The 24,466-nt window shown below is 55.1% G+C and carries 22 protein-coding genes and 1 tRNA gene; 11 read left to right on the forward strand and 12 right to left on the reverse strand.

All coding sequences use genetic code 11. From position 1 onward, the window contains the following. Positions 1 to 18 precede the first annotated feature (18 nt). Together IGS16_RS14195 and IGS16_RS14200 are read left to right on the forward strand one after the other, a co-directional pair. Positions 19 to 597 carry a methyltransferase domain-containing protein gene (locus IGS16_RS14195; RefSeq protein ID WP_297086476.1) on the forward strand — a complete coding sequence of 193 codons (579 nt, stop codon included), beginning with the start codon at positions 19 to 21 and terminating at the stop codon, positions 595 to 597. 643 nt (positions 598 to 1,240) lie between these two features. After that, positions 1,241 to 1,885, forward strand: coding sequence for a glycosyltransferase (locus tag IGS16_RS14200; protein ID WP_297086478.1), 645 nt, complete (start codon positions 1,241 to 1,243; stop codon positions 1,883 to 1,885). Here the strand turns inward: IGS16_RS14200 and IGS16_RS14205 are convergent. Together IGS16_RS14205 and IGS16_RS14210 are read right to left on the reverse strand one after the other, a co-directional pair. Next, the gene (locus IGS16_RS14205) at positions 1,882 to 3,654 is read right to left on the reverse strand and encodes an ABC transporter ATP-binding protein (RefSeq protein ID WP_297086480.1); all 1,773 of its coding nucleotides are present in this window, start codon (positions 3,652 to 3,654) and stop codon (positions 1,882 to 1,884) included. The two genes, IGS16_RS14200 and IGS16_RS14205, sit on opposite strands and share 4 nt — an antisense overlap. Next, on the reverse strand, positions 3,651 to 4,511 hold the full coding sequence (locus IGS16_RS14210) for a mechanosensitive ion channel domain-containing protein (RefSeq protein WP_297086482.1): 861 nt from the start codon (positions 4,509 to 4,511) through the stop codon (positions 3,651 to 3,653). The genes IGS16_RS14205 and IGS16_RS14210 overlap by 4 nt, the downstream gene beginning before the upstream one ends. A 244-nt stretch (positions 4,512 to 4,755) precedes the next feature. On the opposite strand from IGS16_RS14210, the gene secA reads away from it, so the two are divergent. Further along, a complete protein-coding gene (gene secA, locus IGS16_RS14215; RefSeq protein WP_297086484.1) occupies positions 4,756 to 7,650 on the forward strand; it encodes a preprotein translocase subunit SecA in 2,895 nt (964 codons plus the stop codon). 74 nt (positions 7,651 to 7,724) lie between these two features. On the opposite strand, the gene IGS16_RS14220 is transcribed toward secA, so the two are convergent. Both IGS16_RS14220 and IGS16_RS14225 read right to left on the reverse strand, forming a co-directional pair. After that, positions 7,725 to 8,906, reverse strand: a complete 1,182-nt coding sequence (locus IGS16_RS14220) for a redoxin domain-containing protein (RefSeq protein ID WP_297086487.1) — start codon at positions 8,904 to 8,906, stop codon at positions 7,725 to 7,727. A 136-nt stretch (positions 8,907 to 9,042) separates the two neighbouring features. Beyond that, positions 9,043 to 9,627, reverse strand: a complete 585-nt coding sequence (locus IGS16_RS14225; protein WP_297086489.1) for a peroxiredoxin family protein — start codon at positions 9,625 to 9,627, stop codon at positions 9,043 to 9,045. Between the two features lie 45 nt (positions 9,628 to 9,672). On the opposite strand from IGS16_RS14225, the gene IGS16_RS14230 reads away from it, so the two are divergent. Next, complete coding sequence (locus IGS16_RS14230; RefSeq protein WP_297086490.1) at positions 9,673 to 10,767, forward strand: serine hydrolase; 1,095 nt, start codon at positions 9,673 to 9,675, stop codon at positions 10,765 to 10,767. Positions 10,768 to 10,792: 25 nt separating this feature from the next. Here IGS16_RS14230 and IGS16_RS14235 read toward each other — a convergent pair whose 3' ends face one another. The 3 genes from IGS16_RS14235 to IGS16_RS14245 form a co-directional block, all read right to left on the reverse strand. Continuing rightward, positions 10,793 to 11,542, reverse strand: coding sequence for an SIMPL domain-containing protein (locus tag IGS16_RS14235; RefSeq protein WP_297086492.1), 750 nt, complete (start codon positions 11,540 to 11,542; stop codon positions 10,793 to 10,795). Between the two features lie 694 nt (positions 11,543 to 12,236). Next, the gene (locus tag IGS16_RS14240) at positions 12,237 to 12,635 is read right to left on the reverse strand and encodes a hypothetical protein (RefSeq protein ID WP_297086494.1); all 399 of its coding nucleotides are present in this window, start codon (positions 12,633 to 12,635) and stop codon (positions 12,237 to 12,239) included. Positions 12,636 to 12,741: 106 nt separating this feature from the next. Continuing rightward, positions 12,742 to 13,302 carry a CesT family type III secretion system chaperone gene (locus tag IGS16_RS14245; RefSeq protein WP_297086496.1) on the reverse strand — a complete coding sequence of 187 codons (561 nt, stop codon included), beginning with the start codon at positions 13,300 to 13,302 and terminating at the stop codon, positions 12,742 to 12,744. Positions 13,303 to 13,423: 121 nt separating this feature from the next. Here IGS16_RS14245 and codB point away from each other — a divergent pair, with 121 nt between their 5' ends. Both codB and IGS16_RS14255 read left to right on the forward strand, forming a co-directional pair. Further along, positions 13,424 to 14,713 carry a cytosine permease gene (gene codB / locus IGS16_RS14250; protein WP_297086498.1) on the forward strand — a complete coding sequence of 430 codons (1,290 nt, stop codon included), beginning with the start codon at positions 13,424 to 13,426 and terminating at the stop codon, positions 14,711 to 14,713. 217 nt (positions 14,714 to 14,930) lie between these two features. After that, a complete protein-coding gene (locus IGS16_RS14255) occupies positions 14,931 to 15,101 on the forward strand; it encodes a ssl1498 family light-harvesting-like protein (RefSeq protein ID WP_156435508.1) in 171 nt (56 codons plus the stop codon). 109 nt (positions 15,102 to 15,210) lie between these two features. Here IGS16_RS14255 and IGS16_RS14260 read toward each other — a convergent pair whose 3' ends face one another. Next, positions 15,211 to 15,873, reverse strand: a complete 663-nt coding sequence (locus IGS16_RS14260) for an alpha/beta family hydrolase (protein ID WP_297086500.1) — start codon at positions 15,871 to 15,873, stop codon at positions 15,211 to 15,213. Positions 15,874 to 16,268: 395 nt separating this feature from the next. Here IGS16_RS14260 and IGS16_RS14265 point away from each other — a divergent pair, with 395 nt between their 5' ends. Continuing rightward, complete coding sequence (locus IGS16_RS14265; RefSeq protein WP_297086504.1) at positions 16,269 to 17,447, forward strand: histidine kinase; 1,179 nt, start codon at positions 16,269 to 16,271, stop codon at positions 17,445 to 17,447. A gap of 32 nt (positions 17,448 to 17,479) precedes the next feature. Here the strand turns inward: IGS16_RS14265 and IGS16_RS14270 are convergent, their stop codons facing one another. Continuing rightward, positions 17,480 to 18,199 (reverse strand): sugar transferase, encoded by a 720-nt coding sequence (locus tag IGS16_RS14270; RefSeq protein WP_297086506.1) that lies wholly within the window; start codon positions 18,197 to 18,199, stop codon positions 17,480 to 17,482. 574 nt (positions 18,200 to 18,773) lie between these two features. On the opposite strand from IGS16_RS14270, the gene psaM reads away from it, so the two are divergent. The 3 genes from psaM (at position 18,774) to IGS16_RS14285 (ending at position 20,816) form a co-directional block, all read left to right on the forward strand. Next, the gene (psaM, locus tag IGS16_RS14275) at positions 18,774 to 18,869 is read left to right on the forward strand and encodes a photosystem I reaction center subunit XII (protein ID WP_084782874.1); all 96 of its coding nucleotides are present in this window, start codon (positions 18,774 to 18,776) and stop codon (positions 18,867 to 18,869) included. 322 nt (positions 18,870 to 19,191) lie between these two features. Next, a complete protein-coding gene (locus IGS16_RS14280) occupies positions 19,192 to 19,797 on the forward strand; it encodes a hypothetical protein (protein ID WP_297086508.1) in 606 nt (201 codons plus the stop codon). Positions 19,798 to 20,078: 281 nt separating this feature from the next. Further along, positions 20,079 to 20,816 carry a hypothetical protein gene (locus tag IGS16_RS14285; RefSeq protein WP_297086510.1) on the forward strand — a complete coding sequence of 246 codons (738 nt, stop codon included), beginning with the start codon at positions 20,079 to 20,081 and terminating at the stop codon, positions 20,814 to 20,816. 64 nt (positions 20,817 to 20,880) lie between these two features. Here the strand turns inward: IGS16_RS14285 and IGS16_RS14290 are convergent, their stop codons facing one another. After that, positions 20,881 to 21,300, reverse strand: a complete 420-nt coding sequence (locus IGS16_RS14290) for a DUF4346 domain-containing protein (protein WP_297086512.1) — start codon at positions 21,298 to 21,300, stop codon at positions 20,881 to 20,883. A gap of 114 nt (positions 21,301 to 21,414) precedes the next feature. Next, a tRNA-Gly gene (locus IGS16_RS14295) sits at positions 21,415 to 21,486 on the reverse strand. A 681-nt stretch (positions 21,487 to 22,167) separates the two neighbouring features. Between IGS16_RS14295 and IGS16_RS14300 the strand changes: the two genes are divergently transcribed. Then, positions 22,168 to 23,052 (forward strand): Npun_R2479 family HD domain-containing metalloprotein, encoded by an 885-nt coding sequence (locus IGS16_RS14300; protein ID WP_068514446.1) that lies wholly within the window; start codon positions 22,168 to 22,170, stop codon positions 23,050 to 23,052. Between the two features lie 86 nt (positions 23,053 to 23,138). On the opposite strand, the gene speY is transcribed toward IGS16_RS14300, so the two are convergent. Further along, a complete protein-coding gene (speY, locus tag IGS16_RS14305; RefSeq protein ID WP_297086515.1) occupies positions 23,139 to 24,344 on the reverse strand; it encodes a deoxyhypusine synthase in 1,206 nt (401 codons plus the stop codon). Between the last annotated feature and the right edge of the window lie 122 nt (positions 24,345 to 24,466).

The following is a 24,466-nucleotide window of genomic DNA, read 5'->3' on the forward strand; positions in this document are numbered from 1 at the left end:
ATCTGGCGGAGAAGGCGTATGGCAGCCTTCGTAAGGGAAATGAACCTCAAGGAAGGAAGTCGAATTATTGACTTTGGTGGACTTCCTGATTTGTGGGAAATGCTTGAACTTGAGCTAGATGTCACCCTTGTTAATCTGCCTTCAGCTTTCTCGAAAGCTGATACTCCTTTAAGTAGGAGGTATCGCTTTGTTGAAGCAGATGTAAGCGAAGATTTGCCCTTCAGGGATTACGAGTTTGACATTGCGTTTAGCAACAGCGTCATAGAACATGTCGGCGGAGAGAAGAGGCAGGAGAAATTTGCTGAGAATCTTCGCCGCGTTGCCCCAAGCTATTGGGTTCAAACGCCATCAATTTGGTTCCCTCTCGAATCGCACTGTAATCTCCCGTTTTGGTGGTTTTATCCTGAAAGCTTGAAGCAGTTATGGTTCGACCGTTGGCAAAGAACTGGATATGACTTCCTGCTAGAGCAGATGAAGAGTACTCGTGTTCTGCTGTCAACTCAATTGAAAAAATTATTCCCTGATTCTCAGGTCTATATTGAATCGTTTCTCGGATTTCAGAAGTCTTACTGCATGTTCAGGGCAGCATCATATTAGAGCGTCTTTAAAGTGGTTTATTGATTATATATTTTGCCTGAACTGAATTTAATCTAGCTGAATCCATCCCTAGTAAACCTGCTGAGTTCCCAAATCAAGGCTTCTAGCACTTGTCAAGAGTATCATGAAGGCGATTTTAGTCAATAATTATGACCTGCTCGGAATATTGAACTTGCTCCAAGAGGAGCATGGAAACGCCCCGTCTCAGCATCTTTGGGGTTACGACGCTTTGAACCGTCATGATATTGGAGTTGATATTCTCCCCTTTCAGGGAAATGCCTTCCTCAAAAAAATCAGCGGGAAGCTGAAGATTTTTGGAGATATAGATCAACAGCTCAGATTGCTTGTTAGCTGTCATCGCTATGATGTAATCTACTCAGCACACTATTTAACCACAACACTTCTTTCTTTTCTGAGCATTCTGGGGTTTCTGAAAAAGCCAATTGTGGCGATTGGGTATCAGGCTCCTCGCACAAAAGCGTTTCATTGGAAGCTGTTTGTGAAAACGTTTATTGAAGGCAATAACAAGATTCTGTGCTTGAGTGAATCTTTGCTGAGGGATTTGGAAGATTTTGGAGTTCCCAGGCAAAAGCTAGATTTGATTGAATGGGGTGCAGATTTGAGATTTTATCAGCCTGACAATTTGACTGAATCAGCGGCTGAACAGGCTGCCAGGGAGAGATTTATTCTCAGCCCTGGAAAGTCTTATCGAGACTATCCAACCCTGGTCAAAGCGTTTGAAAACTTGGACTGTGGCTTAACGATTTGTGGGGCTGGTCAGATTGATCTCAAGCATCTAAAGCAGCGAGCGGTCGGTAGTGAAGAGGCGCATTTGCCCAGTAATGTATCCATCCTGCAAGACATGATTGACTGGCGAGATTTTATTCGTCTCTATGAGAAGGCATACGCGGTGGCAATTCCTGTCGTGGAGGAAAAAGCCAGGTTCAAAAATGCGATTGGTCTGACGGTGTTGACGGAGGCGATGGCAATGGGGAAGGCGATCGCCATGACGCGCAGCGACTATGTGGGTGTGGATCTGGAGCGAGAAGGAATTGGGCTGTGGGTTGAGGAAGGCGATGTGGATGGCTGGCAAAGGGCGATCGCCCACCTGTTGGAGAATCCCAAAGAAACCCGCGAAATGGGTCGCCGCGCCCGCCTTTTGGCCGAGCAGCGCTTCAACCTAGAGCAGTTCTCCAAGAAACTGGCTGATTCACTCTGGCAGGCCTACAATGCCCAGCAACCTGCCAGCCCGACTATTCCCGTTCGCCAGCGGGCCCTGCTGCGCTAACTTGCGCCCAGTTGCAGCGCATACAGGTTTGCGTAGATGCCTTTTTGGGCAATCAGCTCAGCGTGGGTTCCCCGTTCCGCGATCTGCCCCTGCTGAACCACGAGTACCTGATCTGCCTGGGTCACGGTGCTGAGGCGATGGGCAATTACAAAGCTGGTGCGGTTCTGGAGCAACCGGGCGATCGCCTCTTGCACCAATGCTTCAGTGCGCGTGTCAATACTGCTGGTCGCCTCGTCCAGGATCAAAATTTTGGGATCAATCAGCACCGCCCGCGCAATGCTGACCAACTGCCGCTGCCCCTGGCTTAGCGGTGCGCCCCGCTCACCCAACAGCGTGCTATATCCCTGCGGCAACGAGGTGATAAATTCATGCACATTTGCAGTCTGCGCTGCCGCCTCAATCTCTGCCTGACTGGTATTGGGCGCACCAAAGGCGATATTCTCCGCCACCGTGCCGCTAAAGAGTAAGTTATCTTGCAGCACGATCCCAATCTGGCGGCGCAGGCTGGCTTGCGTCACGCGGCGCACGTCAATGCCGTCGATTTTTACCGCGCCCTCCGTCACATCATAAAACCGCAGAATCAAATTAATAATTGTGCTTTTGCCTGCGCCCGTCGGCCCCACCAGCGCCACCATCTGTCCCGGTTCTGCTACTAAGCTCACGTCTCGCAACACGCGCTGATTTTCCGTGTAGCCAAAGGACACCGACTCGAACCGCACCTCTCCTCGAATCGGCGGCATGGCGATCGCATTGGGCGCATCCTGCAATGTCGCTGGCTCATCCAGCAGCAAAAAGATCCGGTCTAATCCTGCCAGCCCCGACTGCGCCTGCGTATAAAACTGGCTGAGGATCTGGATCGGGCGAAAGAACTGCTGCACGTACAGCAAAAACGCCGTCACCACGCCCACGGACATCGCCCCCGTCACCGCCAGATAGCCGCCGTAGGCCATCACGCCCGCCGTCGCCAGCGTGTTCAGAAAATCAATCGACGGCAAAAAGGCAGAGGTCACGGCCACAGCCTGCACATTGGCCCGGCGATTGGCCTCGTTCAGGCTATCAAATTCCTGAATATTCAGCTGCGTCCGGTTAAAAGCCTGTGCCTCGCGCACACTGCTAATGTCCTCCTCCAACTTGGCCGACAGTTCGCCAATGGTCTCCCGCGCCACGCGAAACCGCCGCCGCGCCCAGCGCGAAAAGAAGCCCGTGGTGAAAATCATCACGGGCACCACCAGATTGCTCAGCAACCCCAGTTGCAGGTTCATTGACAGCATGGCGATGATGATGCCGATCAGGCTAAACGTCTGCCCCAGCATTTGCGGCACCGTCAGCCCAAAGGCCTGATTCACCGTGTTCACATCATTCAGCAGACGGCTCATTAGGTCGCCCGCCTCGCTGCGGTCAAAAAAGCTGACCGGAAGACTCTGCACCTTGGTAAACAAGTCCTGCCGCAGTTGCCCCAGCACCCGCTGCATCATGTTGCCAATGCGCCAGATTTGTCCCCGAATCGCCACCACACCCAGCACGTAAATCACCACCAGCAGCGCCAGCAGCCTTGCCAGCCCTGGCCAGTTGCCCTGCAAAATCAGGTTGTCGATCGCCCAGCCAATCAACAGCGGACCAATGGACTGCGTGGTTGCGCCAATCATTACCAGCAGCAGCGCGATGGGAACTTCCTGACGATAGGGCGCGAAATATTGCAAAAATCGCCGCAGGGTGGAGAGCTTGGGCTTTTGCTCCGCAGCGACAATGGGGGACGGGCCTCTGATCATAGGGCTTCGGCCTTGGGTGCGGGGTAGAGATGCACATCGCGCTGAGGAAAGGGAATGGTAATCCCAGCAGCATCCAGCTTTTTCTTAATGTTTTCGTAGGCGGCAAAATAGACGGGCCAGTAGTATTCAGCCCTCGTCCAGGGGCGCACGGCAAAGTCTACGCTGCTTTCCGCCAGTTCCAGAACGCCAATCATCGGCGGCGGATCGCTGAGAATTCGTTCATCTTGGGCTAGCGCTTCGGCGATCGCCCGCTTCACCCGGTCAATGTCTTCGTGGTAGGCAACGCCCACCACCAGATCCACCCGCAAAATGCCCTTCGTGGAATAGTTAATGATATTGCCGCCAGTAAGGCTGTTATTGGGAATGATGACCGTCTTGTTATCCAGCCGCCGCAGCACCGTTGTAAAAAGCTGAATGTCTTCCACAAAGCCCGATTCACCGCCGCCCTCGATCCAGTCACCGACGCGAAACGGATGAAAAAAGACAATCAACAGCCCCGCCGCAAAATTGGACAGCGACCCTTGCAGCGCCAGCCCAATCGCCAAACCCGCCGCCCCCAGCACCGCCACCAGCGACGTGGTTTGGATGCCCAGTTGCCCCAGCGCTGCCAAAATCACAAAGGCCGTCAGTCCGTATTCGGCCAGATTGCTGGTAAACGCAATCAGGTTGGGGTCAATCGTGGTCGGGGTCATCAGCCGCTTGATCAGGCGGCGGAGCTGCTTGGCCAGCCAGCGACCCACGACCAGGATAATCGCCGCGCCCAGCAATCGCAGCCCAAAGTCTACGCCCAGGGATTGCAGTTGCAGCAGCAGGGCATTCCAGGCATCGAGGTTAAACAGATCAAAATCAAAGGTCATGAGCAGGAAATCGTTCAGTATGGCGTATGAGGTGAGGGGGGTTAACCTTGGGGCGGGTGTCCGCATTCTATAACCTAATCCCGAACCACTGCACTGACCCCCGGATACCGAATCTAGATATCTAGATACCTAGACCCCGCACGGCGGAGGCCACTCGTCCAGACACCTCGCTCATTCCCTAGTTCGCTACAATGAACGTTAGGCCTTAGAACCTTAAGTTTCTTCACTATCGCCCATTGACACCATGCTGAAAGCCCTGCTGGGAGACCCCAACGCCCGTAAGCTCAAGAAGTATCAGCCCGATCTGGTGGAGATTAATCTCCTAGAGCCAGACATGGAAGCGCTGTCAGATGAGGAACTGCGGGGCAAAACGGCGGAATTTAAGCAGCGAATTGAAAAAGGAGAAAGCCTGGATGACCTGCTGCCAGAGGCTTTTGCAGTGGTGCGCGAGGCAGCCAAGCGGGTGCTGGGAATGCGCCACTTTGACGTGCAGCTACTCGGCGGCATGGTGCTGCATGACGGACAGATTGCCGAGATGAAGACGGGCGAAGGAAAGACTCTGGTGGCTACGTCGCCTGCGTATCTCAACGCGCTGTCGGGCAAGGGCGTTCATGTAATCACGGTGAACGACTACCTGGCCCGCCGGGACGCAGAGTGGATGGGGCAGGTGCATCGCTTTTTGGGGTTGTCAGTTGGGCTGATCCAGTCGGGGATGAACCCAATCGAGCGTAAGCGCAGCTATGACTGCGACATTACCTACGGCACCAACAGCGAACTGGGGTTTGACTATTTGCGCGATAACATGGCCACGTCGATGCAAGAAGTAGTGCAGCGCCCGTTTAACTTCTGCATTATCGACGAAGTAGACTCGGTGCTGATTGACGAGGCGCGGACACCACTGATTATTTCTGGGCAGGTCGATCGCCCCAATGAGAAATATACCCGTGCGTCGGAGGTGGCGCGAGAACTGTGGCAGGTGCGCCAGGGCGTGAAGCGGCAGATTGAGAAAGTGGAGGAGGCGATCGCCACTGCCATTCAAAACGGCAACAAAGCCGAAGCCAACCAGCTTAACCGCGAACTCGATCGCCTCAAGGAAGAACTCGATCGCTATTACGAAGTAGACGAAAAGCAGCGCAACGTGCTGCTCAGCGACGAAGGCTTTGAGGTGGTAGAACAGCGCCTCGGCGTGAAGGACTTGTTTGACCCCAAAGATCCCTGGGCGCACTTTATCTTCGGGGCGCTAAAGTCCTACGAACTCTTTATTCGTGACGTGAACTACATCGTTCGCAATGGCGAAATCGTAATTGTGGACGAGTTTACTGGACGGGTGATGCCGGGCCGCCGTTGGAGCGATGGATTGCATCAGGCGATCGAGGCCAAAGAGGGCGTGGAAATTCAGCCGGAAACCCAAACCCTAGCGACGATTACCTACCAAAACTTCTTTCTGCTCTATCCCAAGCTGGCGGGCATGACGGGCACAGCAAAGACCGAAGAGGCCGAGTTTGAGAAAATCTACAAGCTAGAAGTGACGGTCGTGCCCACCAATCGCCCTACGGGTCGGGTTGACCTGTCGGATGTGGTGTACAAGAACGAAAACGCCAAATGGCGAGCCGTGGCACAGGAATGCGCCGAGATGCACCAGATCGGTCGCCCGGTGCTGGTGGGGACGACCAGCGTGGAAAAATCGGAGCTACTGTCGAGCTATCTGTCGCAGCTAAGTGTGCCCCACAACCTGCTGAATGCAAAGCCTGAAAACGTGGAGCGCGAGTCAGAAATTATCGCCCAGGCAGGTCGCAAGGGCACTGTGACGATCGCCACGAACATGGCAGGACGCGGTACGGACATCATTCTGGGGGGCAATGCCGACTATATGGCGCGGCTCAAGGTGCGGGAATACCTGATGCCGCGCATTGTGCAGCCAGAAGATGAGGCCGCCTTTGCAATCAGTGGAGCCGGGGCAGGCGGTGGTCGGTCGGGTGGGCAAGGCTTTGCCCCGGGCAAAAAGCAGAAAACCTGGAAGGTAGCGGCGGATCTATTCCCAGTGCCGATCTCCAAGGAAGCCGAGCGATTGCTGAAGGAAGCGGTGGACTTTGCAGTGCAGCAATATGGCGAGCGATCGCTCTCTGAGCTAGAGGCCGAAGACAAGCTGGCCACTGCCTCAGAAAAAGCGCCCAGCAGCGATCCGGTGATCCTCAAGCTGCGAGAAGCCTATAACCTGGTGAAGCGCGAATACGAAACTCACACCTCCGCCGAGCATGACGAAGTGGTGAAGCTGGGCGGGCTACACGTCATTGGCACGGAGCGCCATGAGTCGCGTCGGATTGACAACCAGCTCCGCGGCCGCGCTGGACGGCAGGGCGACCCCGGCTCTACTAAGTTTTTCCTCAGCTTGGAAGACAACCTGCTGCGGATCTTTGGCGGAGAGCGCGTCGCAGGGCTGATGAATATGTTCCGCGTGGAAGAAGATATGCCGATCGAGTCGGGCATGTTGACGCGATCGCTCGAAGGCGCACAAAAGAAAGTCGAAACCTACTACTACGACATCCGCAAGCAGGTCTTTGAGTATGACGAGGTGATGAACAACCAGCGCCGCGCCATCTACGCCGAGCGTCGCCGCGTGCTGGAAGGGCAAGACCTGAAAGAGCAGGTGATCAAATACGCCGAACTCACAATGGACGACATCGTGGATGCTTACATCAACCCCGAACTGCCGCCCGAAGAGTGGGAGTTGGATAAGGTGGTGGGCAAGGTGAAGGAATTCGTCTACCTGCTGTCGGATCTGGAGCCGAGCCAGCTAGAAGACCTTTCCGCCGGGGAAATCAAAACCTTCCTGCACGAACAGGCCCGTATCGCTTACGACATCAAAGAAGGCCAGGTCGATGCCGCCTCTCCAGGGCTGATGCGCCAGGCCGAGCGCTTCTTCATCCTCCAGCAGATCGACACGCTCTGGCGCGAACACCTACAACAGATGGAAGCCCTGCGCGAAGCCATCGGTCTGCGCGGCTACGGGCAAAAAGACCCGCTGATCGAATACAAGAGCGAAGGCTACGAACTGTTCCTCAACATGATGACTGACATCCGCCGGAACGTCGTCTACTCGCTGTTCCAGTTCCAGCCGCAGCCGCAGCCTGTTACCTGATCTCCTGGGGTTTAATCTGGTTTAGCCTATGGGACTTGACCTGTTCTGATGCGTTTAGACGTTAGCATTAAATGCTAGCGTTTTTTGCGCGGATTGATTGTCCCAAACCCAGTTGGTTTGTTAGATGCAGACGCAGCTTGAGCGTCCCCAACGGTGGGCGATCGCAAAACGACATGCTGCTTGTTGGCTTCCCGCAGCTTGGCATCGTCCTGGTTGTAGAAAAACGACAGCAGCGTAAATCGTCGTCCCTGCGTCACGGGCGTTGCTTCATGCAGCAGCGAGCAGGAAAAGATCACTGCTTCGCCGGGGGCCGGGCGATAAAGTTGGGAGCCATATTCTGGAAACCTGAGATAGCCCCCTTCATAGCCCTCGTTAAGATTTAACGTCATGGCAAAGCGACGATGCAAAGAGCCGACATTCGCGTTGTCGCGGTGCGGCTTAAAAAAACCCTGCGCCTGGTCGTCGTAGCAGCCCACCAGATAACGTTCAAAATTGGTCACGCGGTAATAGAACGCCTTCTCAATTTCTGGGACAATGCGCCGCCAGATGCGCTGATTAATTTGCCCAATCAGGCTAGGGTCAGTAATTCGCAAGTCTCGCCGCTGCTTCACGGCTGGGTTCAGCACTTCCACTGTCTGATCGCCAACCTGCTGCATAAAGCCAGAATCGACGCTGCCCTCCGACTCGTAGCGATCCATCAGCAATTGACAAAACGCTAGCTCTAGGACGCGAGGCACCAGCAGCACCGGAGCCTGTCCCGTTACCAGAGTTGGCGGCGAGATCGGCGGCAATTGCGACAACTGCTCCATTACCATCGCCCCATGACTGACCTGCCGATCGAGCGGGATGATGGCAACGATCCGCAAATTTTCATCCAGCACAAAGGTCGTGGGATCGTAGGCAATGCCGCCGCTGCTATCAATCTGGCACACGCCGTAGAGAGCGCTGAGCTGTCCGTCAAAATCCCACAGCAGATCGAGATGGGGCGATCGCCCAACCAGTTCACTCAGCGCCTGGTCTTGGGGATCGATACTCACCCCCAGAACCGACGCCCCCAGCGCCTGCAACTGGGCTTGTAGGGACACAAATTCCATCAGCGCTGCCGAAGTCTCTGGACTGCTGGCACTACCCAAGAAAAACAGCACCGTGCGATCGCCATTCAGATAGTCGCCGTAGTGTTGCGGATGGGCAGTCGAAGGGAGGGTTGCCCAAGGAGCCGGGTCACCAATCGAAAGCGGAACTGCGGAAGTAGCCATGTGGCAAGGGTTTTAAGGGTCAGGGGGGTAGATTGATTCTGGATTTTAGATTTTAGATTGGCGATTTTAGATTGCCAGTCCAAGCATCTAAAAAGCTTCTAGCAAGTTCATCTAGAGCGCTGTCTGCCAAAAGTCGTTAGGGTTCTGGCTCCTTCAGCCGCTCCAGCGCCACCAGCAGCCGCTCGACGCTGGCGTTTGGCTCCAGAAACGAGAACAGGTGGCGGAAGCGGATTTTTCCGGCGGGGTCAACCCAAAACTGGGCGGGCAGCGGTGCGCCCAATGCCTGCCCGGTTTGGTAGCGGCGAAACACGCGACATTCGGGATCGCTCAGCAGCGGCATCTTTAGCCCCAGATCTTGCAGCACGATTTTGCTCTGACGCTCATCCGTGCTGGTGATCATCAGCACCTCTGCGCCGCGCTGGGTAAACGCTTCGTACTTTTCGTTCATCTCCAAAATGTGCGGATAGCAGAGCGGGCAATACTGCTTTTCCGTAAAAATTCGCGTGAAATAGAGCAGCACGGGGCGGTTCCACGCCTGCTCATTGAGCTTGCGGCTGCCTGCGTAGTCTGACAGGCGCACCTTGCGATCGCCCTTCACATCCAGCAGCTCAAACGGCGGCGCAAGGCTGCCTGTGACAAACTGGTTCGTAGCAGGAATCGGGAAGAAGTTTTTGTAAAAGCGATCGCCCAGCAGTCCGCGAAAGTCGGTGGAAGTTAGCATTGCAGAGGTCGGGGGGTTCAGTGCAGTGAGGACGTGGGGTATTGAATGACAAATCAAGACCTTAAGACGCGGGTCAGAGCAGCCGTAGAGAGGGAACTGCAAGAGGCAGAGACACCGGGGGCGGCGATCGCCCTCCTCCGCAGCGGCAAAACCATCCTGAAAGCTGGCGTGGGATACGCCGACCTCCAGCAACAGTGCCCGCTGCCCAGCGATGCCCGCTTCTATATTTACAGTATTACCAAACCGCTGCTGGCAACGGTAGCGATGAATCTAGTGCAAGCGGGGCGGCTAGATCTGGACACATCGCTAGCGCCGCAGTTCGCCCAAATCCCCTACGCCGTCGAATCTCCCGTGACCTTGCGGCAACTGCTGAGCCACACGGGCGGCATCCCTGGCTATGGCGATGGCACCGCCTATGTGCAAGATTTGCAGGCCCATCCCCAACAAGCCTGGACCACGGAGAAGTTTCTCCAGGTGGCGCAAGACCAGGGGCAGCTTTTCTTACCTGGAACGGGCTGGGCCTATTCCAACATTGGCTATATGCTGCTGCGGCTGATCTTGACCCAGGAAACGGGTCTGTCGGTGTCGGAATACCTGGCGGAGTGGATCTTTCGCCCGCTGGGACTGCAACACACGTTCGTTCCCGAAACGCTGGAGCAGGCGCAAGGATTAACCCCTGGTTACAGCCAGTTCTTTACGGGAGACGAGTTGCAAAACGTCGTGCCGCTCTATCATCCGGGCTGGGTGTCGCATGGGGTCGTTGTCTCCACGGCTGCGGAACTGGGCAAAATCATAGACGCGCTGTTTTCGGGCACGCTGCTTGCGCCAGAACGCCTGCGCCAAATGCTAGAGCCGATCCAGGTGTTCGATTTCGAGCATCCCCAGATCGGCAAAATTGGCTATGGTTTGGGGCTGTGTCTGGGGTTGGAGTCGCCCTACGGCACGGTCGCAGGGCACAACGGCGCGGGGCCAGGCTATGTCACGGGCGCGTTTTACCTGTCGAATGCGCGGGGGCAGCCAACGACGGTAGTGGCACTGGCCAACCGCGATCGCCACGACCTCGACTTGGGCACGCGCATCGTTTTTGCTATCCTCCGGGTGCTGGCAGATGCCCCTGATTTGGCAGATGCCCCTGATTAGCGCGATTCCTGATTCACAAGCCGACCTACTCAATCCCAAAGGTCACCGAAACCACGGCTGTAATGTCCTTCTCGATCGAAGAGGTGTCATACATGCCGTAGTCGCTCACCTCCGTCGAGTTGCGCGAGGTAATCTGAAACACGCCCGTTTCGGCACTGCGGACTGCGCCGACCTGGTTGCCTGCGCTCTGGGCGATCGCCTCGGCCCGTGCCTTGGCATCCTTCGTTGCTTCCGCCACCATCTCGATCCGCAGCTTACTCAGCTCGGTGTAGAGATACTGCGGTGACTCAGAGATCAGGTTGATTCCGTCATTAATCAAATCGGTCGATTGCTGCGACAGCGTGGTGTAGCGATCGACCTCCGTTGAGCGTACCTCAAATCGCTGCGTCAGGCGATAGGCGAGGGTTTGTCCCGTTTCGCGTCCGTTGGGCGACACCTCCGGAATCGAGTAAGATTCGATCGCGCTGAGGGTAACGGCTTCGGCAGGCACCTGGTTTTCGCGCAGATAAGCCTGCACTCGCTCCGTCTGCCGCTTCAAATCTTGATAGGCAGCCTGAGCCGTTGGCTGCTGGCTGGATACGGACAGTCGCCAGATGATGTAGTCGGAGCGGATGGGCCGCTTGGCAGACCCCGTCACCACCATCACATCATTGCTAGATTTCACGTCGCGCAGGGCCGTTGCGCCGATAAACGTGCTGCCCACCAGGGCCAGCGAGAGGGCCACTAAACCTGCGAAAAGCTGGGGATAGCGTTCCGATGAAGCTGAATTTTGCATGATCATTTCTCCTCTCCACCAGGGAGAATAAAGACCCTTTGCGCGTTCGTCCGATGCGGGGAATTGCCTTGCAACGCTGACACGAAGGGCTAGCAGGAGCGATAAACACTGGCTTCACCAGAGCTTTGGTGGCTCCGGGTGGCACAAACTATTCATCGATTCCCACCGCCTCCACGACGCTCTGAGGACTGGACTCGGCTCAGGCTCGATTCCAGTTTCAAATCGTTGCGTGGCTCCGTCACCGAGCGGCGACGCGGCGTTTGGGTCGAATTTTTATAAAAACAATTGGGTTCGTCAGTCGAGCTTGCCAGAACAGCGTTCACTCCACTCTGGCGGGGTATGATGCGATCCCTGACTGACGCGGCCAATTTGGCAGCCAACAACCGAGCAGGAGAGCGATCGCCACACTTGGCTACTCTGCGCTTGCAGCCCGTGTTGCCCAAGCACCCTGGTTAGTCATTGGTCAGTTAAACATTGGCCAGGTAAACATTGGTCAGTTAAACATTGGCTAGTTAAACATTGGTGAGTTAAAACACCGATCCGTTCACTAGACCAGTCTTTCCAGTACCTTATTCACGAAAGCAGTTTCGTCAGTACGCTTAACTACAGCAGCATCCGGGGCAATTCCCGATGCGATCGCCCCCTTCGCCAGATCTAAAATCCAAACCTCAGCATCTCCCCCTGCCCTAGCCCCCTAACCGCCCTTCATCCGCTGCTCCAACTCTTCCAGCGTGTCGATTAGCAGTCGCCTGGCTTGCAGCGACCAGCCCCACTTTTGAACGGCGATCGCCCCCGCCCCGCCCACAATCGTTGCCAAAAAATCGACAGGCTGCATAAACGAAATGCCCAACAGCAGGCCCAGCCCTGCAATGCCCCACAGCGGCAGCGCTACGGCCTGACGCTGAGTTTCCACAAGCTTGGCAAGGCCGCTTGTGGGCATTTCTGCCAGCAGGGTCTCCTTAATCTGCTGCTGCTCAGCCCGCGACACCGACAGGGCAATCTTTTGCCGCAGCTTTTCCATCTTGCGGGCATCGGTGCTGTATTGTGTTAGTTCATCTTCTGCCATCAGCAGCAGGCGTTCAAGCTGTCCCATCGTTGGTTGCGCCCCTGGTGTGAGTCACGGTTGCGTCAGTGATTACTCCTTAACAATACGACACATTACGAACCATGCTGGCACTCATTGCCCCAGGTGCTTTCCGCTATTCTTCGTCCCACAGCCGCTCTAGCTGATAGCGCCACGCACCCAACGTTTGGTCGCGTTCGGCAGACCCCGCCTCTAGGCTGCCCATTATGCCTTCAGCATAGAAGCGTTCTAGGGTTTGCAGCGTGGCTTCCATCGACTGCCCTTGCTGCTTGGCAGCGCGAATGATCTGGCGAATTTGGGCTTCGGCTAGACGGTCGAAGCTGGGGTTTAGCCCGCGCTCTTGCAGAGACACCAGGCGAGCGATCGCCGCTCGAAAATCTTCCACCGTCAGGCTGGCCAGGGCATGTTGATAGACCCCCCACAGCACACCCTGATGGAGGGCATAGCGAACTTCCTGGGTTTCATCGAAATTCGCCTCCAGAAGTTGGGCAAGATAGGGGGCAGCCGCCTGCGCCGAATCAATCGAAACGAGCAATCGCAGCCAGCTTTGGTCTTCCGAAAGCAGCACCAGCAGGCGCAAGTTACCGATCTCGACTTGCCAGGATTCTGGCTCGGCAGCCTGCACCGCAGGGCCAAACAGGGTCATCAAAAGCGTCGTAATGTCGCCAGGAGTCATGGGTGCGATCGCCTTGGAAGTGGATTTGTAACCTACAATACCTCTCTTCCTGAACACAGAACCGAGAATACCGGCATAAAAGCTTTATAAATATAGAGTCTAAGTGAGGAATTGAAGTCGTATGAGTATTTCGTCAGATTCACAATACGTGGATCGCAGTCAGGCGGGAGAAGACTACCCGCTTTCGGCGGTGCCGTTTGAGTCCCGCAAGCCTATTTGGTCGCTAGCGCCGCTGCTCATGGGATTTGCGCTTACCTCAACGACGCTGTTTGCGGGGGGGCTGGTTGGCTCAGCATTTCCCTTTTCCACCATGCTGACCATTGTGCTAATTGGCAACCTGCTCTTGGGAACCTACTGCGCCGCGATGGGCTACATTGCTCAGCGGAGTGGGCTGACAACCGTTCTCATGTCGCGCTTCAGCTTTGGCAATGTCGGCTCTCGCTGGGTCGATTTTGTGCTGGGCTTTACACAAATCGGCTGGTACGCCGTGACCAACGCCTTTATCGCCGACGCGCTCACCAAACAGTTTGGGCTGTCGGACGGGATGAAAGTCTTCCTAACGGTGTTCTTTACCTTCGCCTTTTGCGTCACTGCCTACATCGGCTACACGGCGATGGACTGGCTCAGCCGCCTCGCTGTGCCCGCCATGCTCGTCTTGATTGCGATTAGCCTGATTCGAGGATTTGGCGATGCGGGCGACCTAGCTAGCTTGCAGCCTTCTCAGCAGATGGGTCTTGGCGCGGCGATCGCCACGGTGATGTCTACCTTTATCTCCGGCGGCACCCAATCTACCAACTGGAGCCGCTTTGCGGATACGCCCAAAAACGCCATCTGGAGTACGTTTCTGGCGTTTTTCTTTATCAACGGGCTGCTGGTGTTTACGGGAGCCTTTACCACCCTGGTCTATGGCAGCGAAGACCTGATCGCGGCGATGGCCAAGCAAGGCCTGCTGCTGGGTAGCCTGGTTCTGCTGATCCTCAATGTGTGGACGACACAGGACAACACGATCTACGCCTTCTCTGTTGCGGGAACCAACTTTTTCCGTACCACCAAGCGACATGCCTTTGTCATTGGCGGAGCGCTGTTTGCGCTGCTGCTAGCGCTGACGGGCATCTATGAAAACCTGATCACTTACTTGCTGCTGCTGGGCACGCTGATCCCGCCAATTGGGGGCATCATCATGACCGACTTTTGGCTGCGCCACCGGGGTCAGTTTCCTTCGCTGGATACTCCCCTGCCCGCGTTCAACTGGGCTGGCGTGATTGCCTACGTTGCCGCAGCGCTGATCGCCTATTTCACAGGCACGGCAGGCATCGGCATTGGCCCGCTGAATGGCATCATTTCGGCGGCGATTCTCTACGCTGTGCTGACCAAGGTGATTCCTCAGCCCATCCGGGTGACGGAAATGTAGTTTTAGTTTTTTCCCCAAGTGGGAGATGGTTGGCAGCGGGCGATCGCCCCCACCCCGTCCGTTCAAAACTCCAGTCAAAGCGCCGCAGGATATCTCTTGTGGCGCTTTTTAAGCTTATTAAACTCCATCCAATGTTTAAACTTCCTTAAAGGAATGCCGGAGTATGGACATAACTAGTTGCTAAAATTAACAAATATCTAGAAAAAGGATTGAGTGCATGCGCTACACCACAGAAGACGGCGGTCGCCTGAACAACTTTGCAGTTGAGCCAAAAATGTATACCGCTGAGCCACCCAGCAAAAAGCAGCAGACGATTTATCTCGTTGCTGGCATTGGCGCACTGGCATTAATCGGCGGTCTCGTGGCGATCGCTGTCTCTGTGTCCTAGTACGTCTTTTGACACGACCTGAACCGAGCAAAGAGCCGAGCAGCTCAGGCTAAGCCCTGTAGGACTCGGCTTTTTTAATGCGCTTTTCCAGACGAACCCTTGCTCTCTGCTATGTTGTCGCCAGTTCTCGGCGCAAGAAGCTCAGCGTCTTGTCCCAGGCATCGGCAGCAGCATTGGGTTGATAGACCTCCGGGCGGGTGTCGTTGAAAAAGGCGTGATCGGCTCCGGAGTAGGTGTGGGTTTCGATGGAGCCACCCGCCTGTTGAATGGCTGCCTCCAGCGATCGCACGACCTCTGGAGTCACAAACCCGTCGTTTTCCCCAAAAATGCCCAGCACGGGCGCACGTAACTTCGAGAAATCGGGCTGCACGTTGGGATGGATGCCGTAGAAATCCACCACTGCGCCCACGCGCTGGCTCAGCGTCGCCGCCAGCAGCGCCAACTGGCCGCCCATGCAAAAGCCCACCACGCCCAGGCGATCGCCCGTTACTGCCGGGTGACTCTGCAAATATTGGAGGGTCTCTTCGAGCTTACGAGCCGTTTGCTCAATGTTTAGCGCCATAAATAGCCGCCCTGCCTCGTCGGGTGAGGTGGTCGTTTCGCCGTCGTACAGATCGGGGGCGATCGCCACAAACCCCGCTTCGGCAAAGCGATCTGTCACTGTTTTGATATGGGGAACCAATCCCCACCACTCTTGCAGCACCACCACCCCTAGCCCAGAGCCGCCCGGCGGCAGTGCCAGATATCCTCGATTCGCAATTTCTGTTCCCATGACCTGTGCCAGCTAAAAATCAAGTCGCCATTCAAGAAACCTCACTCAGTAAAGCGTCGAAATGTCCTGTTCCGCAAGAGTTTGCACGAACAGTTAGCTGAAAATCAATCCCTGAGCCACCCTGCAAAAGGTTAAAATATTTAGTAATTTGGTGTATGCTGCATTGCACAAGGCGTGCGGGCTGCATTTGTGGCGTTTCCTCCGCCAGACAATTCTTAGTCATGCCTAAGCTGTGAACTGCGCTAGAAGGCTATTCTGGCGATCGCCCCCAAAGTCACTCTATCCGGTACTCATTTCACGACTGCCGTCTTCAAACTCCAGCCAGCCTACTTGAAACACAGCGCTACCGACGTTCCGTTTGCTCGCCCGATCCCATCCGTGGTGATGTAGCCGATATGGAGGCCCTATCCACTCCACCTAACCGCGCCGAACCGTCTCTGCAACTGCTATTGTTTGTAGACAAGCGCCCTAGCTCCGTCGAAAAGATTCGGCAGATTCGCAGTCGCCTCAAAGAGCTAGAGGCAGACTATCCATTCGACCTGCAAGTGGTAGACGTGGGGGAGCAGCCGCATCTGGCCGAGCATTTTCGCCTGATTGCCACGCCAGCCATTATCAAAATTTACCCAGAGCCGCGCCAAACCCTGGCTGGCAGCAACCTGATCGCCCAGATCGATAGCTGGTGGTCGCGCTGGAAACAGTCTGCCCAGGAAAACCGGATTAGCCTCGGTTCCACGCCGCCCTTGCCAGTGGGGATAGAGTCGCTGCCAGTTCCCAATTCCGTCACCTATTCGGCTGAGCTAATTCGCCTGTCGGATGAGATTTTTCGGCTGAATCAGGAAAAGGAGGAACTCCAGGAACAGCTTCGATTCAAAGACCGACTCATAGCAATGCTGGCCCACGACCTGCGAAATCCTCTCACGGCGGTTTCTATTGCGCTGGAAACGCTGGAACTGGGCAGCAGTATGCGAGAAATCTACACCGAGTCGCGGCTGACCCCAGAGACCATGAGTCAGCTCATCAAACATGCCCGAACACAAGCGAAGACGATTGACCGCCTGATTACTGACACGCTCCACGCTGCCAACAGCACTGGCGGCAAGCTCAACGTGCAGCCTCGCAAGTTTGACCTGGGCAATCTGTGCCTTAGTCTAGTAGACGATTTTCAGACCAAGCTGCAAATTAAGGCGCAGAGCATTTCTACCGATATCCCCAGCGATTTGCCTGCGGTGTATGCTGACCCCGATCGGGTGCGGCAAGTTTTGGTAAATCTGCTGGACAACGCTGTGAAATACACGCCCAATGGCAGCCATATCCAAGTTTCGGCCTTGCATCGCACGACGCAAAAGGTGCAGGTGAGCATTTGCGACGATGGGCCAGGTATCCCGGCTGAAAATCGCGATCGCATCTTTGAAGACAGCTATCGGCTGGAGCGCGATACACAGCAAGACGGCTATGGGATTGGGCTTGCGGTTTGTCAGCGCATCGTGCGGGCGCACTACGGTCAAATCTGGGTCGATTCAGAACTGGGAGCCGGAAGCTGCTTCCACTTTACGCTCCCAGTCTATCGACCGTAAGGGGAGCGGGCAAACGGGCGATCGCCCCTGCCCTACATTGCGCCCACGCCAAACAGCACGGCGCGGATGGTTTTCAGAATCAGCGACAGGTCGTAGAGTGGGTGCCAGAGTGCCTGATAGCGAAGATCGAGCTTGACAATTTCCTCAAAATCATCGATTTTTGACCGTCCGCTCACCTGCCACTCGCCTGTAATCCCCGGCTTCACATTTAGCCGCAGCCAGTGATGGTCGGCGTAGTTGGCGACCTCATCCAGAGTGGGCGGGCGAGTGCCCACTAAACTCATCTCGCCTTTGAGGACGTTGAGAAACTGAGGAAACTCGTCGATGCTCGTTTTTCTGAGAAACCAGCCGACGCGAGTCACCCGTGGATCGCGGCCGCGCTTGAAATTGAAGGGCATTCCTTTTGCCGCATCGGAGGCGCTATCCGGCTGTTCCTGCATTTGATCAGCCCCCTGAACCATCGTGCGGAACTTGTAAATCGTGAAATAGCGACCCAACAGACCACAGCGCTGCTGACTATAAAAGATGGGGCCGGGGCTATCGAGCCGGATGGCGATCGCCACGGGCAAAAAGATAATTGCTAAGACCAGTAACCCAACCAGGCTGCCAAGAATATCGAGCGATCGCTTGAACCAGTGACCTACGGAGGGGTGGGGGGTCAGGCGATCGGGCTTTTGTATGTGCGGAGTGGGCGCTATTGAAACGGAGCTAAGTGAGTCTTGGAGCGAATCTGGAGATGCATAGCGAGACATTAGTAGTAACCCTTTTTGAAGTAACAACCCTGTTGGAAGATGACCGCATAAATACGTAAAAACCCTTTCGTGCAGGAATATATAGCAAGCGCTTATGGATCAAAGGTTCAGCAGAAACGTCTTTACGGAATCTTTGCAGAAGCCCGAAAGTAGCCCATGTTTTTAAAGTCTTCGTGAAGCTTTTTGTAAACGCTCTATTAAGGAGTTGAGGCAAAATTTTAAGAAACGATGTGTTTGATTAGGAACAACGTTGTCCGGATCTGGATATCTGGATCACGCACCCTGATTACGCATCCTGTGGATGGGCTGCTCGCAAGTCCCTGATGAGGACGTGTACGGAGGACACGTACTGAGGACGTGTACGGAGGTAATACAAACAATCTACTGATGGCAGCGAACGGCTGGGCAAGACGGTGAATGGGCGATCGCCCCAATCTCCTAGGTGACTACCGAAAATGGCATCACAGATTATTAAACTGTGTGACAAGATGTTCCCGATGCTCCCGATTTAGCCGAAAGTGTTGGACAGTAGCACGTTTATTGGCGTGTCGTTTGTTATTAGGAGTGTTACAAAATGGCTTTGTCAGATACTCAAGTTCTTACAGCGCTGGTGATTGCTCTGCTGCCTGCGGTGCTGGCATTTCGGCTTTCGACCGAGCTGTATAAGTAAGTCATCAGTCTGTTGGGGCTGAGTCTCTACTGGGCACTGCTGCGCGGCGACTCAGCCCTCTCAGGTTTCTCTCAACCCCCTTACTCGAGCCTGCCTGGATCTCAGACTTGCAGATTTCTGGCTTAATAGATCGCCTAGATCAGATCGCCAGATCGCCAGATCGCCAAGTTTGGGTTGCCAAATTTAGGTCGCCAGATTTAAATTGCCAAATTTAGGTCTTAAGTTTTGGCGCGAGGGGTGCCAGAGCTTTGCATAGCGATTATATTGGGGTAGATTCCGGGCTACCGGTCAAATCGCCCCGTTTTTTATATGAACTGCTAGCATGAATGCGATTCAACCCTCCGGCCCGCCGCTTTACCCTGTCGAGCCAGTTCGCAAGCAGCCTCCCCGCCCAAAACGCAGACTCCGGCAGCGGCGCAATCCCCATCAGTCGGTTGCGGTTGAAGCCAGCCTTCGGTTAGCCGTGAATGTGGTGGTGGGGATGGTGGCGATCGCCTCAATTGTCCGGCTGCTGCCCCAAAACATCAGCCAGCAGCAGAAGCTCAACACGCTCCAGTCCGACGTGGCTATGCTAGAGCAGCGCGTGGATCGACTCCAGGAGACTTTTGCTCGCCAGTTTGATGCAGGGCAAGCCCGCAGCGTCATGCAGGAAGAAACCGGCCGCATTGGCATTGGCCAACGTCCGGTCGTCTGGGTAAAGCCTGCTCCAGACGCGGCGATCGCCCCTAGCGTCGCCCCTGTTCCTACCGGCGCAGCAAACCCAGCTAACTCTGTTTTGCCCGTCACGCCGCCAGACACAACGCCCGTCACCCCGCTTGCTCCTAGCCAGCCAGACGCTTCTACAGGCAATGTAGTGTCTTATCCTGCCCCTGCTCAGGCTCCGGTCGCTGTGCCGAGTCAGACATCTGTCGCCCCTCCGGGGTGGTAGCCCTGGAATCGGCTAGAGGGCGATCGCGCTGCCACGAGGGGAGCCAAGTTCAAGGGCTGTTTAAGGGTGCTAGTTTTTACGGAGATTATCAATCCGGGTTACGCTGAATCCCTGCGTCTACCGATTTGCCCGGAGTTAGATGTCGATTTGGGTTGATTATGATGGGTCAGGTACAGCTTCAGCCGCCTAACAGGTCACCCCTGCTCTCTTTGGAATGGTGCCCCTGGATCATGTCGATTCAAAAATTCCCTCTAGCCACGCTCCTCAAAATCAGGCGATATATGCAGACGACCCTGGCGTTGCCTGATGCCGAGCAACAGGCAAAGGTGGTAGAAACGCTAGACGACTTGCCAGAGCCGGAATCCATCGATGACCTAAGCGGGCTATTTTCTTCGGGAACGCCTATCGTCACAACCCTTTCGCCGATTCTACAAGAACAGTGGTTTATCAGCACGGTAAACCCCGCCGCCCCGCTGATCAAAATGCCGGGGCTGTGGCTAAAGCCGGGGTTTCGCCTGGTGAGCTATTTGTATCGCTCAGCAGAGGGCAGTGGGGTTGGGGTGGTATGGGCTGTGCCAGAGGACTTTGGCACGACGGCCCAGCTTGAAAAGGCCGTGAGAGAGAAACACAATATTGCTCAAGTCCCCCGGCCAGAAGGAGCGCTCAGCCATGTCATGGAAGCCATTGAGGGCGATCGCTCGGCGGCTTCGTTTGTGCTGGCATCGATCTTGCGACGAGAGCTTCAGGAATTGGGCGTGTTGGGCGATCGCCGCAACTGGGCCTACCACCATCTCATTGAGGGCATCCCTGCCAAATATAACTGGCAATGGCGAACCGAAATCCCCAAAGACCTGTCGCCCAAGGTGCGCCTCTATCCCGATGGACACGCAGCCGTGGAGCTATTCTCCTGTCGGGTTTCTGGAACCAAGACGCTGTATCGCCACCTTGATCGCTATCCGCCCAATTCCTACAAGCCCGATAGCCTGGATAAGATGCTGGCGATGGAGCAGGTGGGTTAGCTTGCCGGATTCTCAAATCTCTGGAGTCAATTGGGATCAATTGACCTGCTCTGAATCTGATCAGCTAATCCTGCACATAGTCCTGCCCAGACAGCAGCGCCAGCTCCGCCCGCACAAATTCGCGCCCCAAATAAGCAGCATGGTCAAGATAGCTGATGGGGCAGGGCTGCGCTTTTTCAAAAATTTCGATGCAGAGTTCCTTGGCAGTGCGCCCGCGAAAGGTTGCAGTGGGCGATCGCTTCAGGGAACCGTTACAAGGCAATGGCTCACCTGTCTCCGGATCGCAGGCCAGCCCCTTGTCGTTGATGACGTTAGAAAAATGGTCTGCACAAATCAGCTTGGCATCCCGATCTACATAAATAATGAAATAGCCCTGGGGATCTAGCTCAATGTAGCGATTGGATAGCTTGTCATCTAGAGCGGCGTATTCATTGCGGAGCGCGATCGCCTCAGGACGCAGCTCTTGTTCAGCAGCTTGGTTCATAACAAAGGTAGAGGTTCTCGGAAGCGATGGGTACTGAAGTGTAGCCCACTCCCTAATCTATCGCATCCCAGCAGAGTGTCGGATAGAGCAGGCGGACTGGGTGATGCCGTTGAAAGCGGGTGATGGGACTCGAACCCACGACATTCAGCTTGGGAAGCTGACGTTCTACCACTGAACTACACCCGCATTTCGAGAACTCTAGGATAGCATTTTGAGTATAAACCGCGCGATACAGCATTTTCTTGCGGGGTGAGGCACATGCTGCCCTCACGAGGCAAGGGCTTATTGACCATCCGTGTGCCTCACTAGCTTCAAAAACGCTGTAGCAGGAGCAGCTTAAAGATGAGTTTGTAAGAGTGGGTGATATCAAAATGGGCGATTGCCCATGCAACAAATCATCACAAATTCAGTCTGAATAGAGCAGGTTGCAGTTATCTTTCAAAGTAGTTCCTTCGATTTTATAAAACAATCAAAAATAGGCTGATAGTTGCTCGCTTACCTGGATTTATTCATCTATTTTGAATAAAGGGTTGATATGTAGAGATAGGACAAAGTTCGCACTTGCTGGCAACCCACTACACAGAGCCGATGGATTTCAGCGGGCGCGGGGCAAGGGGTGCAACCTCTCATCCACGCGGCGTGATCTCAGATCACAATGCAGGTGATGCGGGCGATCGCTCCGGTTGCTCTATCTCACACCGATCTGCCGTCGGGTACGCTACGGTATCTATATCGTGAAAGTGGGTACTCTGATCAGAAGCTTCCAGGTTTCTGCTTGTCCAGATTGGTCTAGATCGCTAGTTTGCTCTTGTTCTTGCCCCTGTTGTCCTTGTTCCTTCTGTGTTGTAGCGCTGTGAGCGACTCGCAATGTTTAACGCTACTGAACTCCTAATCTCCGACTTTGTGACCAAGCTCAAAGACGGATATCGCCATACCTATGGCGGTCTCAATGCTGGCTATGAAGATATTATTGGCTGGGTCGGGGCAATGGCGCTGGAGAACATTGCCAACAGCGACGCGCTCTATCACAACGTTGAGCACACGATTCTGGTGACGCTGGTAGGACAGGAAATTCTGCGTGGCAAGCACATCCGAGAGGGTGGCGTTTCACCGGATGATTGGCTCCATTTCATTGTGTCGCTGGTGTGTCACGATATTGGCTACGTAAAAGGGGTCTGTCGGGGCGATCGCGAAGGCTGGTATGCCACCGGGCAAAACGGCGAAATGATTAGCCTACCGCCAGGATCGTCCGATGCAGCCCTCACGCCCTATCACGTCGATCGTGCCAAGCTGTTTATTGATGAGCGGTTTGGCGGCAACCAAAAGATTGACTCTGCAATCGTAAAGCGCAACATTGAGCTGACTCGCTTTCCTGTTCCCCATGACGACGACCACCAAGATACGGTGCATTATCCAGGTCTAGTGCGGGCTGCGGATTTAATTGGTCAGTTGAGCGATCCCCGCTATCTCAAAAAAATTGGGGCGCTCTACTACGAGTTTGAAGAAACAGGCGTGAATAAGGCGCTGGGCTATCGCCATCCGGGTGATCTGCGGGCAAACTATCCCAAGTTCTATTGGAACGGAGTCTATCCCTATGTGAAAGATGGTCTGAAGTATCTTTCACTGACGCAGCAGGGGCAGCAAATCATTGCCAACCTTTACTCCAACGTGTTCGTAGTCGAGCATGAACCAGGGGGGCAGCTTTCCACCCCCCATCCCGAAAATCAGCCTGTAGGCAGCGCAGCCCACTAGATTTTGTGTGGAAGGTTGACTTTTCGCGATCAAAACGCCCGAAAAGCCAACCTTTTCTATACCCTTTCAGCCAGCCCTGAATCCGCCTAGCGGCGGATGGGCGTGCCGCAGGGATAGGTAGCCACAGGCTCCCGCTCAGGCTTGGGCATAGGCTTAGCGTTGGGAATTGCAGCGGCTACCTTTTCCTCGGTGCGTTCCGCACGGGCTGCCAGATAGTCCCGTTGCAGTGTCGCCAGCATTTCCTCGCGGCGATCATAGAGGCGCTTCAGCGGACGCGGTTCGCACTGGTTGATCACATAGGCTCCCATCAGCGGCAGAGCGATGGTGCTGTCGGTATAACAAACGATGGTGCTGGGCAGTTCTTCTGGGTCAACTTTGCCCCAGCTCACGGCTTCGCTGGGGGTTGCGCCAGAGAGTCCACCCGTATCGGGACGAGCGTCGGTAATTTGCACGAAGTAGTCATGCCCGCGCTCTTCCAGACCTAACACCTCGTGCAGTTGGGGCTGGGTTTGCAGCAGGAAGTTTTTGGGGCTGCCGCCGCCAAGGATGAGTGCAGCACTCTTGCCTTCTACGTCAGGAATGCCAGAGTTGCGGGCTGCATAGGCGATCGCCGCTGTTTCGTTCACATCCTGCGATGGGTCGATCACCAGCTTCGAGCCTTCCAGCGCCAGGGCTGCGACGTTCATGCCAATGGAGCTATCGCCTGGAGAAGAGGTGTAGATCGGCACGCCACACTCATAGGCCGTGGACAGCAGGCAGGGATTTTTCACACCAAGCTGTTTTTCCATCGCGTTGATGTATTTGCCCAACAGGTGGTGAAATTCTGCCGTGCCCATGCGCTTTTGGAACGGCTCAGAGCGCAGCAGTTCCCGAATAAACGCATCCGTTTCCAGCAGCACGTCATAGCCAAACACAATGTCGTAGATGCGAATTCGCCCTTCCTGGCGCAGTTTCACGTCGTCTACAAAGGGGTTGCTGGCATAAAGCTCCATCCCCAGCCCGTAGTGCAAGTCGTGATACAGATTCGCGCCCGTGCTGATGATCCAGTCCACAAACCCGTGGCGCATCAGCGGCGACAGGACGGATACCCCCAACCCCGCAGGCGTGAGCGCACCGGATAGGCTGAGGGCAACCGTCACGCCCGGTTGCATGATGTCGCGGCTGAGCAGATGACAGGCTTCGCGCAGACGGGCTGAGTTGTAAGCCGTGAAGTAGGTATCGATCAGGTCGGTGATGCCGATATTGGCAGACAGCGGCGCGGGCGAAATTTGACGACTAAGCAGTTTGGTCATGGCTTTTTCCCAATAAAGTCTGGCGTGAATGTAGAAAGAGTGCAGAAAACCCGTGAAAACCAGTCGGATCAGAAGGGAGGGTTGAACGGGGGGCGGTTACGCTAGGCAGGTGCGATATTTTG

Source organism: Thermoleptolyngbya sp. C42_A2020_037 (assembly GCF_015272455.1).
Taxonomy (GTDB): domain Bacteria; phylum Cyanobacteriota; class Cyanobacteriia; order Elainellales; family Elainellaceae; genus Thermoleptolyngbya.

What these genes read in the sequence shown, in the direction of transcription:
- IGS16_RS14195 (WP_297086476.1), top strand. Translation starts at nt 19, where the DNA reads ATGGCAGCCTTCGTAAGGGAAATGAACCTCAAGGAAGGAAGTCGAATT.
- IGS16_RS14205 (WP_297086480.1), bottom strand. Translation starts at nt 3,654, where the DNA reads ATGATCAGAGGCCCGTCCCCCATTGTCGCTGCGGAGCAAAAGCCCAAG.
- IGS16_RS14210 (WP_297086482.1), bottom strand. Translation starts at nt 4,511, where the DNA reads ATGACCTTTGATTTTGATCTGTTTAACCTCGATGCCTGGAATGCCCTG.
- secA (WP_297086484.1), top strand. Translation starts at nt 4,756, where the DNA reads ATGCTGAAAGCCCTGCTGGGAGACCCCAACGCCCGTAAGCTCAAGAAG.
- IGS16_RS14220 (WP_297086487.1), bottom strand. Translation starts at nt 8,906, where the DNA reads ATGGCTACTTCCGCAGTTCCGCTTTCGATTGGTGACCCGGCTCCTTGG.
- IGS16_RS14225 (WP_297086489.1), bottom strand. Translation starts at nt 9,627, where the DNA reads ATGCTAACTTCCACCGACTTTCGCGGACTGCTGGGCGATCGCTTTTAC.
- IGS16_RS14230 (WP_297086490.1), top strand. Translation starts at nt 9,673, where the DNA reads ATGACAAATCAAGACCTTAAGACGCGGGTCAGAGCAGCCGTAGAGAGG.
- IGS16_RS14235 (WP_297086492.1), bottom strand. Translation starts at nt 11,542, where the DNA reads ATGCAAAATTCAGCTTCATCGGAACGCTATCCCCAGCTTTTCGCAGGT.
- IGS16_RS14240 (WP_297086494.1), bottom strand. Translation starts at nt 12,635, where the DNA reads ATGGGACAGCTTGAACGCCTGCTGCTGATGGCAGAAGATGAACTAACA.
- IGS16_RS14245 (WP_297086496.1), bottom strand. Translation starts at nt 13,302, where the DNA reads ATGACTCCTGGCGACATTACGACGCTTTTGATGACCCTGTTTGGCCCT.
- codB (WP_297086498.1), top strand. Translation starts at nt 13,424, where the DNA reads ATGAGTATTTCGTCAGATTCACAATACGTGGATCGCAGTCAGGCGGGA.
- IGS16_RS14255 (WP_156435508.1), top strand. Translation starts at nt 14,931, where the DNA reads ATGCGCTACACCACAGAAGACGGCGGTCGCCTGAACAACTTTGCAGTT.
- IGS16_RS14260 (WP_297086500.1), bottom strand. Translation starts at nt 15,873, where the DNA reads ATGGGAACAGAAATTGCGAATCGAGGATATCTGGCACTGCCGCCGGGC.
- IGS16_RS14265 (WP_297086504.1), top strand. Translation starts at nt 16,269, where the DNA reads ATGGAGGCCCTATCCACTCCACCTAACCGCGCCGAACCGTCTCTGCAA.
- IGS16_RS14270 (WP_297086506.1), bottom strand. Translation starts at nt 18,199, where the DNA reads ATGTCTCGCTATGCATCTCCAGATTCGCTCCAAGACTCACTTAGCTCC.
- psaM (WP_084782874.1), top strand. Translation starts at nt 18,774, where the DNA reads ATGGCTTTGTCAGATACTCAAGTTCTTACAGCGCTGGTGATTGCTCTG.
- IGS16_RS14280 (WP_297086508.1), top strand. Translation starts at nt 19,192, where the DNA reads ATGAATGCGATTCAACCCTCCGGCCCGCCGCTTTACCCTGTCGAGCCA.
- IGS16_RS14285 (WP_297086510.1), top strand. Translation starts at nt 20,079, where the DNA reads ATGCAGACGACCCTGGCGTTGCCTGATGCCGAGCAACAGGCAAAGGTG.
- IGS16_RS14290 (WP_297086512.1), bottom strand. Translation starts at nt 21,300, where the DNA reads ATGAACCAAGCTGCTGAACAAGAGCTGCGTCCTGAGGCGATCGCGCTC.
- IGS16_RS14300 (WP_068514446.1), top strand. Translation starts at nt 22,168, where the DNA reads ATGTTTAACGCTACTGAACTCCTAATCTCCGACTTTGTGACCAAGCTC.
- speY (WP_297086515.1), bottom strand. Translation starts at nt 24,344, where the DNA reads ATGACCAAACTGCTTAGTCGTCAAATTTCGCCCGCGCCGCTGTCTGCC.